The following is a 14,691-nucleotide window of genomic DNA, read 5'->3' on the forward strand; positions in this document are numbered from 1 at the left end:
GGTTTAACCTCCCCAGTAGCTGGGTTGTCGATCGCGTTGGTTCCGTAAGTCTTCTTCTAGAAGCTCATACACCTGATGGGTCAGTTTTCTCAACAGGATGGGGTTCTTTAAGATGGCTTGGATCTGTTGTTCCTGAAGCTTGCGTTTTTCAGGAGTTGAGATAGACATGGGCTGACGCTTAAATGTGTGGGGCTATCGAGTCGGTCAATGGGGCCAAGGTCGGTTCCAGCTTAACCTATTTTGGTTCGGTCTGCATTGACGGCTGGCTCTGGGTTGGTTCCCCTCCTTACTTATTGAAGTTGACATCGTTCTTGGGTCTCATCTCCATTGGGAAAACGACAAGGAGTCAAGCCAAAGCCTCTTAATAAACTTTGTCCTTCGTCGGTGCGTAAAAGGTTCACCAGTTCCTCAGCCAGCAACTCCTGACCGGGAGAAGGACGGACGATGATCGCATAACTGAGGGGATACTCTAGGCGGGTCAGTTTGTCTAGGTCGGGCCAGTAGCCTCCCTTTTGATCACAGAGTTCACTTTCTGAGGTAATGGCTTGCCCACGAAAGTTCACTAAGGGTTGTTGCCCCTCAATGGCGATACTGTAAATCTGACATTGTGTCTTCACAAAACTTAACGGCGCCACCCCGAGGGTGGGATCATCATTAGAAAATTGTTCCACGTATCCGCTCAGGTCTTGGGCTTCCCCTGGCTCGGATTTCCGGGTGAGCGGACAGTCCGCGTCGCTGCAAATCGAGGTTCGTAAGATGTTTTCCCAGGTGGGACGATTCTCGGGCCAGTTCAACCCCAGGGAATTTCCATTTCGTCTGAACCGGCTATTATTGATATCGTTGAGTACCTCAACTAACTCTGCCTTGGAGATCTGATCATCTAATATCCTAGATGTGCCACGCCGACCAAAAATCGCCAAGCCGTCATAACCGATGACTCCACCATCGCCAGACAAATTTTCTGAGCTGTTTGGGCTGACAACTGTGATTTCTAGGGCAGTGTCGTCTAGGTCGTCCATTTCAGCCGCTTCGGGAGAGGCGGTGTTGATCCAAATCCAATCTCTTTGCTCTGTCCGTTGTTCAAACTGTCTCTTGAATTCTTCATTCCCAAAGATGTGTTCTACGATATCTCCGTAGATGATGGTTGCTGGGCCGGGGGATGAACTGGCTTGGTTCCTCATGAGACAGGGATAGGGGGATGAGTTGCTAGAGTTGGGGAAGCAGGCCTGAAAGTTCGGTGGTGGTGTTGGCTCGGTGAGCTGTTCGGCGATTGAGAATCCTCTTGGTACTATGGGAATCACAAAGAGGACGAGGGTTAGCCCGGATAAGACCCAAAAGAGAAATTTCCAGCGGCTGGGTCGAGACTTGGAACGTCTCCGAGATCTGGGTGAGGATGTGGGTGGGGAGTCCTCGGTCTTGGTTGTCTGGCCTTGGGAGTTCTGAGGTTTCAACCAGTTGAGGGCGCGGCTTAGGAATTTATCGTTCTTTGGTGATGGCTGGTTGTCAGGGCCTTGGTTTTTGAAGATTGGCTCGTCCAGATTGAGGTTGTAAGTATCAAGGAATTGTTCTAATCGACGGTGAGCCTCTTGGTAACTTATCTGGTCTCCATTAAAACCTTCAAGATAGTCTGTTAAGAATTCTGGCTGTGTATAGGCTTTTTCGTCTAGCCCTCGATTGGCATGAAAGTTTCTAATAATCTCTACGATCAACCTGACACTTGCAACCGATTTTTCGTCCCCAGATTCTTTTTTGTGAGTTAAAGAACGCCAAAATATAATATGAATTTTGTTTTTTTTGTCAATCAAGAATGAGGATTCATTTAAAGGGTGGTATTGATGAGTGTGTTTTGTCTTATCTTTTTCCAAAAACTCTAAAGATTGCCAAATCTCATCGATTACTCTATAGGTTAAGGTGTTGATGTTATTTTGAAAACGGTGAACCAAGAGTGGCGAGAGACTGTTAACATCAAAGAGAGTTTCACTCAACTGATAGATGCAATAAAAATTTTTGGCTGAACTATTGTTGGAGGTGGATTTTGATGTTCCTCTCGCAAATTCGCAGTTAAATATTAATCTGTCTCCTCGTGTATTTTGAGTGTAATCTGCACTAAGATACTTCTCTTTTTTGTGAGCATTGAATATGTTTTTGTCGAGTTTTTGTGCCAAGATTGCCTGAGCTTGCTCCTGCTGAGATTTTCTGGCATTAGTCCCATATTTTCGCCCCTGAAAAATCTCTAAACTGTCTTTTTTGAAAATGGGTTCTTCCCTAATTTCATACTTTTTCTGATATGCTTTGTCAGATTTTGTGATGAGAGTTAAGGTTCTTTTTTTCTCTTTTTGTCCACCAGCTTTAGTTGTTAATCCTTCTTCGGATTGTTCTTGTCTATATTCTTCGTTAGAGCTAAACCAATTGGTGGCAAACCTAGTAACTAGTCGCCGCGAGAACGTCAAAGGATTTTCAGCAAAGTTCCCAGCTTCTCTGGCGAAAGATCTAGCGTTATAGAATTTGTCTCTTAGATCAGTTAAGCTTTTCTTCAATGAACGTTTCATGGTTATTGTTCTCCTGTATGATTGATTGAACCGGGACGAGATGATAAACGCTCCAAGAGCCGATCGCGCAGTTGGATCGCTTCAGTATAGTCGGGTCGTCGCTGTAGGGCTTCCTCCACTAAGAATAAGGCTTCCTCGATTTGGGCAGATGAGTCTCCAGCCGCTTGTTCTTGTAAACGGGCCCACCTGTACCAGGCCCTGGCTTGGCCCCGGCTAATCTCTGCCCGGAGAGATTCATGTTCCTCTGAGAGCCGTTGTTCGGCTTGCTCAAAAGCCTCTAGGGCCTCTGGATAATTGGTGTCGGCACTGAGGGCGATCGCATAGTTAAACCAAGCCTCAAAAGAGTTCGGCTTAAATCGTAGGGCGGTTTCCAGGCGAGCCACGGTTTGGGAGCAGCCATTTCCGTCGCGGCTACAGTTCTCGGTGTACCAAAGGGCGGCACTTTGATTGAGATCCAGGTTGAAACACATCCGCCGATGACGTTCTTGAAGGCGACGAGTGGCATTTGATCGCCCTGCGGGAGATTGCAGGATAAAGTCGCAGGTGGGGGTGATGTCAACGGGCAAACCGGACGAGGCAGATAGGGTGTTGGAGACGGGGCGGCCCCGATGTCGATTGGGGGGAATGTAGATGCTGTAGGTGTTTCGACTGATGTCATAGGCTCGCACCGCTGCTTGATAGCGTCTGAGTTGACTTAAAATCCGACCATAGTTAAACCAGGCTTTGGGATAGTTACAGGCGATGTCTAGGCTGTTTTTATCGTCTAGGGCTAAACCGGGAACTCTGACGCTACGTGGGTTGAGGGCGAGTCGGGCATAGAGTTCGGCATCTTCGTAGCGATAAACCGGGAACTCTGACGCTACGTGGGTTGAGGGCGAGTCGGGCATAGAGTTCGGCATCTTCGTAGCGGCCGAGATGCCAGAGGCTGACGGCTTTGTTGTTTAAGGCTCGTCGATAGGGGTCGATGTAGCGGGTAAAGACCGAGATGCCAGAGGCTGACGGCTTTGTTGTTTAAGGCTCGTCGATAGGGGTCGATGTAGCGGGTAAAGTCCCGTTGGACGATTGAGGTTAAGTCCCCCAGACAGTGGTCTAGGGGGTCTTCTGGGGTGCGGATTTCTTCGGGGCTGAGGGTGGGCCGGCGTACCGCTGATTCGGGGACGCTTGGGCCTTTGCTGTCGTCTGGGGGACTGTACACTCGTGTGGAGACGGGATAGTCATAGAGCGCGATCGCCCGCTCGACGGAGTCTAAGGCCGCTTCATAGTCGCCTTGGCCAATGAGGGCTGAACTGCGTTGAGTCCAGGTGAGAGCTAGGTCTTCAATGTCCCAGGCTAGGTCACCGTCAAGGGCTTGCTCACAGGAGTTTAGGGCGGCTTCGTGTTGACCGAGGTGGTTTAAGACGTGACAACGGTAGGCGAGGGCTTGGGAGGCTTCGGGGTTGAGGCTTAGGGTTTGCTCATAGGAGGTTAAGGCCCGTTCATAATGACCGAGTTGTTGCAGCAGTCGCCCTTGTTTGAGCCAGCTTTGGGGCTGTTCGGGATTGAGGGCGATCGCCCGTTCGTAGGCGTTGATGGCACTTTCAAAATAGCGGGCCATCTGACTAAAGTTGTCTTGCTTGTCTCCCCAGGCTTCGAGGACTTGCCCTTTATGCAACCAGCCTAGGGCCCCATTGGACTCTCCCCAGTTCCGATTGAGGGCGATCGCCTGTTCGCAACTCTCGAAGGCTTCACTATACTGCTCGTCGAGGCTTCTCGTTCGGGGATGCTCACCGCCGAGGAGCCGATGTAGTTGTTGGTATTGTCCTAATTCGGTCAAGATTTGACAGTGATACGCCCAGGCCCGGGACTGATCGGGCGTTAGGGTTAAGGCTCGCTCGTAGGACTGTTGGGCATCTTCGAGATCCCAGAGAATTGCTTCGAGTTGTTCTAAGGCGGCGTCATGGTCTGGGGTTCCTTGGGGGAGCCGTTCTCGTCCGGCGATGGAGAGTAAAAACCGTGAGCGGCTGTCTTGGCTGCGTTCGGCTAAGTCTAGGGCGCGATCGCGATGCACTTGTCCCCGAGTTATCCAGGCTTGGCTGGGGGAGCGATCGCCCCAATTGCCATCGGACTCTAGGGCGCGATCGCAGGCGGCTAAGGCTAATTCTTGACGGCCTTGATCTAACAGAATTTCGCATTGATACATCCAAATTAGGGAGTAATTTGGATCAACCTCTAAGACCTGGTTATAAGAGGCCAATGCTTCTGAATAATTCCCTAAATTGCGTAGAGCATTGCCACGACTGACCCAAACTGGTAGAGTCCGACGTCTGGGGCGAGAGCGAATTTCAATGGCTCTCTCGCAGGCATCTAAGGCTTCATTGTGGTCTCCAGCCTGTTCGAGTTCCTGACAGAGATCCGCCCAATAGTCATAACGTCGGATTCCGAAGTCATTGGGCCGGCGGTCTTGAGCGGCCAGGGGTCTGGCTGTGAGAGTCAGTCCAACGATCGCGGCGATCGCACTAACCCAGATGGGCGATCGTGTCATCTTATCTTGACCAAGTATCTTGACAAATAAAGACTGAAAACGCTTGAGGTTAAGATGTTGGCTAGGTTCAATGGTCTAAGACAAATCAAGCATACTTCAGTATAGTATCTGTATAGGGCCGTGAATCCAGATCCCGGCCAAAATTCTCATAAAACGTATCAAACCGTCTTGCGAGTGATGAAATCCCGAGTTTGGCTCCTTGCGTGGCTGATTGGGTTATGTTGGCTAGCCCCGCCAGCGGATGCCAGTCGTCTCCAGCAACTGCTCGAAGATCGCAACTGTCGTCGTTGCCGTCTGCGAGATGAAGATTTACGGAACGGATATTTACGGGGGGCTAATCTACAACGTAGCAATCTGCGAGAGAGCGATTTACGTGATGCAGACTTGCGTGACGCCAATCTCAGTCGGGCCGATTTGCGGGGGGCCGATTTGCGGCGGACGAATTTAGAGAATGCTGACTTACGAGAGGCCGATTTGCGTTATGCCAATTTACGGGAGACTCAGGTGAGTTTGTCCCTGCTCCCGAGGAAGTGGCGTCAGGTTTGGCAGATTCTCAATCAGCCGCAACGGGGGCGCGATTTGGCAGGCCTGGATTTATCGCAGGCTCATTTAGAGCGATCGCTCCTAGAAGGGGCCATCTTAACTGAAGCCAATTTACAAGAGTCGAATCTACGTCAGGCCCGCTTGCGACAAGGGCAGTTAGAAGAGGTCAATTTGCAGGCAGCCCGTTTAGAGATGGCGGATTTACGAGAGGTTCGTTTGTTGGGGGGGAATCTCCGAGAGGCGGATCTCAGTTGGGCTAACTTGACGGGGGCTGAACTTCAGGGCAGTGATTTCACTGAGGCTAATCTTCAGCGAGCTGACTTGAGGGGGGCTAATCTCGGCTGTTGGCAACGAGAGGAGGAGCAGCTGCAATGTACCCAGTTGCCGGGAGCCAATTTAAGTCAGGCTCAGTTACAGGTGACTCATTTACAAGGAGCTAATCTCCGACGGGCCACTCTGAGCCAGGCTAATCTACAGGGGAGCAATTTGCAGGAGAGCGATTTACGAGATATCGATCTGCGGGGGGTGGATTTAACGGATGCGGTTCTGGTGGGGGCGGATTTGCGGGATGCGGATTTGAGTTTAACGAAGTTACTCCGAGCCGATTTAACCGCCGCGAATCTCCGAGGGGCGGATTTGCGGGGGGTGAATTGGTCTGATTGGGGGGTACAGATTCGTGAGGCTAACTTAGAACGGGTGAATTTCTCTGGGGCGAATCTCTCCGGTGTGGATTTTCGAGGAAGTGATTTAACCCGGGCTAGCTTGGTTGAGGCCCAGCTGCTTGAGAGCAATTTTCAGGGGGTTGTCCTCAGCTCCGCCAATTTACGCCAGGCGAATCTCCGGGGGGCCGATTTACGCCAGGCGAATCTCCGGGGGGGCGATTTACGGGGAGCGGATTTAACGGGCAGTCGTTTAGAGGAGGCTGATTTGCAGGGGGCCGATTTGAGGCAGGCTGTGCTGGTGGGGGTTGACCTGACGGGGGCGAATTTAGCGGGCATTAACTGGGCCGAAGCGAATTTGCAGGGGGCCATCGGTGCCTTCGAGGACTTGGATGATACTCAGATTTGTGGTGGGGTTCGTCCCGATGGCCAGTCCACCTTGCCCTGTGATAGCCGCACTCGGGAGGAACCCTGGTGAGAGCGGCTCAGGAGGCGATTTGCTTGAGCTGATGGGTTTGTATTAGCCGTTCAAGATTTCACAATTTAGCTGATTGTCAAGTTTTAAGTTATAGTCCTGTAAATTTATTTATTGAAAGATTGAAATTATTAGGAAATTCATGTAAAATCTCAAGCAATTGTTGGAATTTGGCTCGGTTTGTCTAGGGTCGAACGAAAAAGACCAAACGAACAGGGCTGATGTCCCAGGGAGTCTCGGCATGACCCGCCCTGAGCTGGCATGGGGACTGTTTTGGTTAATGTTCATTTCAAGGTTAGATCATGGCTAAACCCGAATTTCCCTTTCCTGATCCCGATCCCCAAGATATTGCCTTCTATGAAGTCAAAGATGGAATGAGGGTTGATGATAATGTCTGGAATCGGGAACGCAATTGTCAGTTACAACGGCAAAAGCTTTATTATCAATCCCTCTGTGAGCCGGGGATTGTCTGTGGCTTGAGGGTGCGGGTGAATAATACCCTACTTCAAGATGAGGATGAGAAAAATAACCACATTTTTTGCTTAGAGGTTGAAGAGGGATTAGCCATTGATGCCGAAGGGAATTTTCTGATCTTAACTGATGAGGCACTACGCTGCTTTAAGGTGAATTTAAATGCTATTTTAAAGCAAAAACCCGAGGAAGCCAACCCAACTTATGTACGTGGCCTTTATATCAGTGGAACGCAGAGAAAACCGACCCAGTCTTTCCCTGATGATCGTGACACCCAATTGTTACCCAGGGTGTTAATTTACAATTGTAAAGTTGAATTAGGTGTTCCAGAAAAATCCCAAGGATTAGTTGAGCTTTGTCGCATTACAATTGATAAAAACAGTCTTAAAGACGGCTTGACTTCCTGCCCAAAGTCATTCTTTCTTCCAGGTAGAAATGAGTTAGATTTTCGTCGTCGCCGCTATTTTCAACCTCGCCCTATCAAGGTGTTTCAAGTCGGGTTGGTCAAAATGGGAGACCAAGATGTTTCTCTGGTGGAGAAGAGCTTTCGTGATTTGATGACTGCCGCTGATGCTCTTTATCCTAACCTAGTCATAAAACCGGTGTTTCACGTAATTGAAATTCCAGAACATCCAGCTAAAAATCAGGATAGAGGAGACCTAATAGATGCTCCCCAACTCTCTATCGTTAAAGACTGTGATTGCTTATTTTGGAAGATTGATCCAAAGACGCTTAAGACTCGGACGCAGAAAAACGACGATAACAAGGGTGAAGATACAAATCAAGATGGGGAGGCAAAGAACACTAACTCTAGTCTAGATCATAAGCCCAATCTTTCTAAATTTCAATTTCAACGACTGAAAGTCCATCTAAATGAGGGAGCATTCTTATGGATTGAAGACTGCTCCGACTCAAAGGCAGAGTTGGCAGTGTTTAAAACATTAGAGAGATTCGAGTCTCAGGATACAGATGAAGATAACGATGACGATACTAGCTCTTCGGGGGAATCTTCCAATCAGGCAGGTACTTGGCAACCTTTAGAACCTGTCCATCCGATTTATACAACTCCCTTTGCTTTTCAGATGTTGCCAGATCTTCCCGATGCCTCGAATGAAAATACAGACAAAAAATTAGTGACGTTTGAGCATTCATCTCGGATGTTACTGTGTCATGGAGAACTGTCTCTGGGTTGGTTATCGTCAGCCTACCAAGCCTCTCAGTGGGGACCTCAAACTAAACTCCCCAAGCTCAACTTAAGCCGTTCTGAAATTCGTGATGCTCAGGAGTTAGGAATTAATATTATTAACTTTATTTGGGATTTGCAGCAAGTTCGTGGATTTCAAATTGAGTCTAAAGAATCTGATGAACAAGATTCATGATGGCAACTATCAGACTAATCAGGACATATGAACAATGAACACAAATTCAAACACGACATTCGAAGGCTCTAAAAAACTTAACGTTAAATTTATTCAGGGTGAGTCTGGTCTGAATTTTAATCCCAAGGACGTCAATGGCCGGATTCCCTTTAGGATATGCGTTGAAAATCGTTCAGGAAGTTATTTAGCTTTCTCCGCCAGGGTTCAACTCAATGAAGGCTTCGAAAATAATCATAGTTGGTATCAAGTCAACCCCACAGTCTCTAAAATTTCCCATGAGTCTGAGACCTACTTTGAGATTGAAATTATTGATTATCCTATGCGAGGGGTTAGGGGGAAAGTCCCGATATCCATTGAAGTGTTTTCTGAGGAAGATGAGACGATTCGTGCTTCACTAAAAACAACAATTGATATTCAATCATTTGAATCCCTTGGCTTTGATATTTTGTCTCTCGATAATAAAATCAGGGTTGATGCCGGACAAACCTGTAAGATTCCGATTCGTCTTCATAATTATTTCCGTCGCAATGATATTGAGGTTAAGTTCCAGTTCAAAACATTTGGCAAGCCCCTTTCGGATTGGTTGTCCCAAGATAATCCTAATCAAAATAAAACGAGAGTATCTTGGATTATTAGTGACGAAGAGTCCCTAGAAAAAGAGTTGTTTGAAATTACTGTTCCCCCTATTAGCGACGAGAGTGCTCATACCAATTCTCGGTATCCCTTTGCTATAGAAATGACCTATAAGGATGCCGAGAAAGGGCAGTCCGAGTTCACACAGCAGGAATGGGGAACTCTAATTATTAAGCCAACAGGAGAGCTTAAGTTAAAGTGCCGTACACCCGTTCAGGAACTGCCCTCTCCCCAAGGGCACAACCCAGCGAAACGAAAGCACTCCGAGTCTGATGGGACAACGCAAGACTCTTCGGATAATAGAGTTTCTCAGGCTTCTGAGGGCGAGCCAGGGCAGATGCTGGACTCACAGACGGTGTTCTATGAAATGTCTGTTAAAAATGCCAGCAACTTGCCGCAAACGGTTCAGTTGAGGTTAGATTGGACTGATGAGCAATTAGAGGAAGCCCAAGAGCGCAAAGTTAAGTTGACGTTTATTCCTCAAGCTCAAAATCAGTCGGATGAGGGAAAAAGTGACGGGATGACGTCAGAGCCGATTGAACTCGCTCCTGGTGGTGAGGAAACTCTGTATCTGGGGTTGTGCTATGAGCAAAAGCTGAGGGCGGGAACTCTGAATTTTGATGTGGTGGCGGAGAATGTCAGCGAGGGCGAGAAACGTCCTTGGGAGACTAGCCGCCTCACTCTGACTTTGCAGGTTTCTGTGCCGAGTTTGAGTCTCTGGGGACCACTGTTTTTCCTGATGGTCTTCTTGTTCCTGTTGGCAGGTTCGCCATGGGTGCGTTATTGGTTACGGGGACAACATCAGTATCCCATGACAGCGGTGGCGTTGCAGGGAACGGGCCGCGTTTGGACAGGGGCGGGTGGGTGGCAAGATGGCGAAGGTGGAGAGGGTGGTCAGGTCTTCGGTTGGGATATTAATCGCATTCGGCCGATGAATCTAGTCAGGGGATGGGAGGGTACTCTCTTGACACCTCATCAACTTCCGAAGTCGTCACAGGTTCGCGTGATTCGCCCAGGTCTAAGTGAGAGTGCCTCTGGCTTCATGGCGGTGGGATTGAGTAATGGTGATATTTATACGTTTCCACGAAATCAGCCTGACAGCCTAACGCGGTTAACTCCAAAGCCATCGGAAGATAATTCTCCAACTGATAATTTGTTTGATTTGGCTTGGTATTCTGAAGATGTCTTGTTTAGCGCCCATGGGAGTGGAGAAATTCAACGCTGGGATGTGGATCAGCCGGGCAATTCTCGGGAATCTTATACGATCGATCCAGCTCAACCTATTTATTCCCTTGCCAATGTGCGGGGCCATGATGCTGATAGCCGGTGGCTACTGTTTGGCTCGGAACGCAATCAGTTTGGGATTTGGATGTGGCGGGATGATCCTCAGAAAGTGATTATGATGACGTTGCCGTCTCGTCAGGAGAGGACGGCATCCGAGTTTCTCCCGATTCATGGTCGGCAGGACTTTTTGAGTAGTTTTGCGGTGGCGCCGAATGATAATCGGTTACTGATGATTGGTGATACCACTGGCTCGGTCCGACTGCTGGATTTACATAAACTGCGGGAGTGCTTTCAACCGATCGCTGGACAATCTCGCGCGTCTCTACGTTACCCGGCTTTAGATCGCCGTTTTCAATCAGGACAAGAACAAAATACGCGATGGCATTGGCGTGAGTCTGATATCCCAGAACCGTTCTGCTCCAATGATTTAATCGCTTATGAGAATCGGGAGCAACATGGGGGCGCGGCGGTGCGATCGGTGGCGATCGCGAAACATGATGGTTGTCATTATGGCGCCAGTGTTGGCGATGATGGAACAGTGGCGTTATGGCTATTCCGAGATCAGGATGTAGAAACTGGATCTCTGGCTCCCAATCCCACTCGCCTCGGGTCAGTTTCTCGGACGGGGATTGGGAGTGTGGATATTGACATTGATGCCGATCGCAACCAAGTCTTGATTGCGGTGGCTTCGGACAATCGGCGTGTACAAATTTATCGACGAGGACTTCGAGATGATAGCAACTGCCAATAGTTTTTTAAGGGTTAGTGTCAAGGCTCCTAAGGAAGTTAGCCGAGGGAAATCCTTTCAGATTCAGGTTCGGGTTCAGAATCAAGGCAGCAATGATATCGATACAGTTAAGGTCTGGCTTGGGGCGAAACGCTCAAGTCCCGAGTCTGAGAAGTTATTGAAATATTGGGTCGGGGAGGGCCGACAAATTTCTACCACAGCTCAGATTGAGCGCAATAAGACAAAAGAGATTAACTTTGAGAATCTTGAAGTGCCTCCTGCTACACTTTCGCAAGGAGAACTATATGAGTATCAAGTTTTTGTTTCTTCTGTTGATGATTTAAAAACTCCCCCCATTTTTCGACCCGGTAAATTTCAGGTTATCACCTCGGCGGCGGAAGGAGACCGTCAATCGAATTTTGAAGTTTTAGAGTCGATGAGTCTGGAATATCCTCTAGAACTGGATGTCAATCCGCAAACCCGGCGGGCAGAGAATCGTGTGAAAATTAGAGTCGAAAATGTTTTGCAAGAGGTTGAAAACTTTACTCTAACTCTTGATTTCTATAATCGTGAATTCTATGAGATTGAATATCCAGAAGGGGGTAAGAGTTTAAGGCTTGTTTCTAAAGAATTTGGCTTTGTCTATTTGGTTTTGAAGCTGCCGAGAGGATATAGTTCCGATCTTCTTAATAGCCCCACGTTGAGACTATTCTCTCAGGTTGAACAACGTGAAGTTTGCAGCCAAATCCTTTATTTTAAGGTCAAGCCCTTTTATGGGGTTGAGGGTCAAACTGTCCCCCTTACCCTGACGTCGTCTCGACTGCGATTGCCACGACGAAATCAGGAATTGAATGGTGATCAGCAGCTAATTCAAACGGCTAAGGAGCAAATTCCTGCTTGGGATGTTTTTAAGCTGTTCCGCAAGCCTCAGGATTGGGGATGTTTTAATCTCTCCATCAAAAATTATGGCAATATGCGGCGATATTTCATCTTATGTGTGGATTTTGATCCAGAATTTAGTTGTGAGCATAGGGTTTATGAGAATGGGGTTGAGATTACTAATCAGATTATTGAGTTAAGTCCGGAAGATTCGAAGGAGTTACAGTTTTGGGTTAATCCTAAGGTTAAAATTCCTTTCGGATCGATTCGTCCCCGCTGGAAAGAACGAGAATATCAGTTATTTTTATGGTTAGAAAACTCTAAGGAAAAATCTCGTCTGGCCGCTCAAGACTATCTAAGTTCAGAGCCAGAGTCGGCGACGATTGTTTTAAAACCCACTCCCTCCGGCCTGTTGTTTCTATTGGTGGCCTTGCTGGTGCTGGGAGCAGGGGCCCTGGCGCTCTGGTTGGCCTGGAGGATGTGGAGATTATCGCCGCCGCCGAGGCTGGAATCGTTTGAGTTTTCTGAGGGGTCCCCCGATGGAGATGAGGGGGGGAGCGTTCTGGGAAATAATGCCCTGAATGGCAATGGAAATGGCCAAAATGGCCGCTTTTTAACCTGGAGGGTGGAGAATGCTGAGCAGCTACATGGGTTTCGCTTGCTCTCTCAGGATACTCTGGGACAGCAGGAACAGCAGCGTTTTCGCCTCCCCCAGTCCCCAGCTCAAGGGTCGGCTCAGGAACGGTTTGAGCCTATTGTCATGAATGGTCTAGTTTGTCAACCCCTGTTGAGGGAGGCTGGTGAGTCTCAGGCTCTTGACTGTCGCTATGATTTGCTGGGATTGGATGTGACGCGGGATTATAGCTTTCGCTTGGAGGTCTTCCCCAAGGCGGATGAAAGCTTGTTTGGGGTCCGCAAACGGGAGTCTCAGGAGCCGGTGGCGGTGGCGGAAACTCAGACGTTGACCTTTGATGCACCGGCGATTGAGGCGTTGCGGCTGGAGTATCAGTTCACCGAGACTGAGGACCGGGTGGGCCTGACTTGGGATTTGAGTTATGGGCAAGAGGTGGCTCTGGTGACGGTGACGATATTGGATGAGCAGGGACAAACCACGGTGTATCGCTATTCTCACGAGAATGGTAATTTTGGGGGGGAGGATGAGGGGACTCGTTTGGTCTGTGATGAGCGACGGGGCCAGATGGGGGATTCCTTTATTCGTCCTCATGCTGGGGCTGAGAATGGTGCGGCGGCTGAACCGTCTTGGCTGAGCTGTCGCTGGAGTCTGGAGTCGTTGCTGGATTCGGGGCTATATCGCTTTCAGGTGGCGGTGTTTACAGAGCAGAATTTGCGCGAGGCGGTGGATGAACGGGAAACTCAGGAAACGGTGAGTTTGAGTGACCCCAGATTGCGCAGTTTTCGGACCATGGACACAACCTATGAGGTGGGAGAGCCGGTGCGGGTGAGTTGGGCCATTGACCATCCGCAGCGGTTGGACCGTTTGGAGTTGACGCTCCAGGATGAGGAGGGGCAGCATTTAGGGGAGGTGCCGCTGGGGCTGTTTCCCCACACGCCTGAGGCGATGCTGCAAGATGAGAATTGTCGGACTGAGGAGATGGGAGGGGTATTACAGTTACTCTGTGAAGGGGTGGAGTTGGTGGAGTTACCCATTGGTCGCTATCTGTTTGAGGCGGGGCTGCTGCTGCGTAATGGGGGAGAGGAACCGATGCGCCGACAATCGCGGCGGGTGACGGTGGAACCGTTGCGGCTTGCGGCAGAGGGGGGACGGCCGGGACGGGATAGTTTGTTTGATGAAGACCGCTTTCAGTTGCGGATTAATGGCAAGTTGGTGGAGGAGTCGCCCCAGGTGTTTCGCTTTGCGCTGGCTGAGGGGGGAACGCCTCGGGAGTTGGAGATTGCTTGGCAGGTGCTGGCGGGGGGACGGGATGTGACGGTGGAGTTGTTGCCGATTCCGGGTGAGGATGTGGGCTTGAGTGGGGCATTTCGCTATCCGCTGCGAGACGCTACTCAGGATTTGCGGCTGATGTTGCGGGTGACGAATGAGTTGGGAGAGGAGGCTACCCGGGTGGCGGTGATTCAGACCTATCGCTCCCAGGGCCAGACGGGGAGGAGTGGGGAGACTCCGGGAGTCCGTCCGGGGAGAGAGACAGAGCGGGTTCGACCGTCGCAACCGTTACAGGTTCCGCCCCAGGTGGATTAGGAGAGGCTGGTGTCTTCCTCGTCGTCGAGGGGTTCGGTTTGTAGGGCTTCTTCCTCGTCGTCGAGGGGTTCGGTTTGTAGGGCTTCTTCCTCGTCGAGGGGTTCCATTTGTAGGGCTTCTTCCTCGTCGAGGGGTTCCATTTGTAGGGCCTCTTCCTCGTCGAGAATGGGGGCTGCGTCGGCGGGGTAGGGGAAGGGATTGACCTCTGTTTGGGGTTCGTCAGTGTCCCAGTGGAAGGGGTCTGTGGCTTTGTGTTTCAGTTGTTCCTGTTTTTTGGCTTTGGCCCAGGTTCGCCGTTGTAGGCTGCTGGCTTTGCGGGAGAGGCTGCGACGACGGCTCATAGGGAATCTCCT

9 protein-coding genes are annotated in these 14,691 nt (G+C 49.7%); 4 read left to right on the forward strand and 5 right to left on the reverse strand.

Translation table 11 applies throughout. The features are described 5' to 3' along the window. Positions 1-3: 3 nt before the first annotated feature. The 4 genes from L855_RS16900 to L855_RS16915 all read right to left on the reverse strand — a co-directional run bounded on the left by L855_RS16900 (position 4) and on the right by L855_RS16915 (position 5,070). Complete coding sequence (locus L855_RS16900) at positions 4-168, reverse strand: hypothetical protein (RefSeq protein ID WP_159789976.1); 165 nt, start codon at positions 166-168, stop codon at positions 4-6. 122 nt (positions 169-290) lie between these two features. Beyond that, positions 291-2,549, reverse strand: coding sequence for a hypothetical protein (locus L855_RS16905; protein WP_159789978.1), 2,259 nt, complete (start codon positions 2,547-2,549; stop codon positions 291-293). Positions 2,550-2,551: 2 nt separating this feature from the next. After that, positions 2,552-3,436, reverse strand: coding sequence for a tetratricopeptide repeat protein (locus L855_RS16910; RefSeq protein ID WP_159789980.1), 885 nt, complete (start codon positions 3,434-3,436; stop codon positions 2,552-2,554). After that, complete coding sequence (locus L855_RS16915; protein ID WP_159789982.1) at positions 3,409-5,070, reverse strand: tetratricopeptide repeat protein; 1,662 nt, start codon at positions 5,068-5,070, stop codon at positions 3,409-3,411. The genes L855_RS16910 and L855_RS16915 overlap by 28 nt, the downstream gene beginning before the upstream one ends. A gap of 177 nt (positions 5,071-5,247) precedes the next feature. On the opposite strand from L855_RS16915, the gene L855_RS16920 reads away from it, so the two are divergent. The 4 genes from L855_RS16920 (at position 5,248) to L855_RS16935 (ending at position 14,338) form a co-directional block, all read left to right on the forward strand. After that, positions 5,248-6,750, forward strand: coding sequence for a pentapeptide repeat-containing protein (locus L855_RS16920; protein ID WP_159789984.1), 1,503 nt, complete (start codon positions 5,248-5,250; stop codon positions 6,748-6,750). A 299-nt stretch (positions 6,751-7,049) separates the two neighbouring features. Further along, complete coding sequence (locus L855_RS16925) at positions 7,050-8,597, forward strand: hypothetical protein (protein ID WP_159789986.1); 1,548 nt, start codon at positions 7,050-7,052, stop codon at positions 8,595-8,597. A 34-nt stretch (positions 8,598-8,631) separates the two neighbouring features. Next, positions 8,632-11,265, forward strand: a complete 2,634-nt coding sequence (locus L855_RS16930; protein WP_159789988.1) for a WD40 repeat domain-containing protein — start codon at positions 8,632-8,634, stop codon at positions 11,263-11,265. Beyond that, entirely contained in the window at positions 11,246-14,338 is a 3,093-nt protein-coding gene (locus L855_RS16935) for a hypothetical protein (RefSeq protein WP_159789990.1), read from the forward strand. The genes L855_RS16930 and L855_RS16935 overlap by 20 nt, the downstream gene beginning before the upstream one ends. Here L855_RS16935 and L855_RS16940 read toward each other — a convergent pair. Then, positions 14,335-14,679, reverse strand: coding sequence for a hypothetical protein (locus tag L855_RS16940; protein ID WP_159789992.1), 345 nt, complete (start codon positions 14,677-14,679; stop codon positions 14,335-14,337). The two genes, L855_RS16935 and L855_RS16940, sit on opposite strands and share 4 nt — an antisense overlap. Positions 14,680-14,691: the final 12 nt, after the last annotated feature.

It is taken from the genome of Sodalinema gerasimenkoae IPPAS B-353 (assembly GCF_009846485.1).
GTDB classification, from domain to species: domain Bacteria; phylum Cyanobacteriota; class Cyanobacteriia; order Cyanobacteriales; family Geitlerinemataceae; genus Sodalinema; species Sodalinema gerasimenkoae.

What these genes read in the sequence shown, in the direction of transcription:
- L855_RS16915 (WP_159789982.1), bottom strand. Translation starts at nt 5,070, where the DNA reads ATGACACGATCGCCCATCTGGGTTAGTGCGATCGCCGCGATCGTTGGA.
- L855_RS16935 (WP_159789990.1), top strand. Translation starts at nt 11,246, where the DNA reads ATGATAGCAACTGCCAATAGTTTTTTAAGGGTTAGTGTCAAGGCTCCT.
- L855_RS16940 (WP_159789992.1), bottom strand. Translation starts at nt 14,679, where the DNA reads ATGAGCCGTCGTCGCAGCCTCTCCCGCAAAGCCAGCAGCCTACAACGG.
- L855_RS16905 (WP_159789978.1), bottom strand. Translation starts at nt 2,549, where the DNA reads ATGAAACGTTCATTGAAGAAAAGCTTAACTGATCTAAGAGACAAATTC.
- L855_RS16920 (WP_159789984.1), top strand. Translation starts at nt 5,248, where the DNA reads ATGAAATCCCGAGTTTGGCTCCTTGCGTGGCTGATTGGGTTATGTTGG.
- L855_RS16930 (WP_159789988.1), top strand. Translation starts at nt 8,632, where the DNA reads ATGAACACAAATTCAAACACGACATTCGAAGGCTCTAAAAAACTTAAC.
- L855_RS16925 (WP_159789986.1), top strand. Translation starts at nt 7,050, where the DNA reads ATGGCTAAACCCGAATTTCCCTTTCCTGATCCCGATCCCCAAGATATT.
- L855_RS16910 (WP_159789980.1), bottom strand. Translation starts at nt 3,436, where the DNA reads ATGCCCGACTCGCCCTCAACCCACGTAGCGTCAGAGTTCCCGGTTTAT.
- L855_RS16900 (WP_159789976.1), bottom strand. Translation starts at nt 168, where the DNA reads ATGTCTATCTCAACTCCTGAAAAACGCAAGCTTCAGGAACAACAGATC.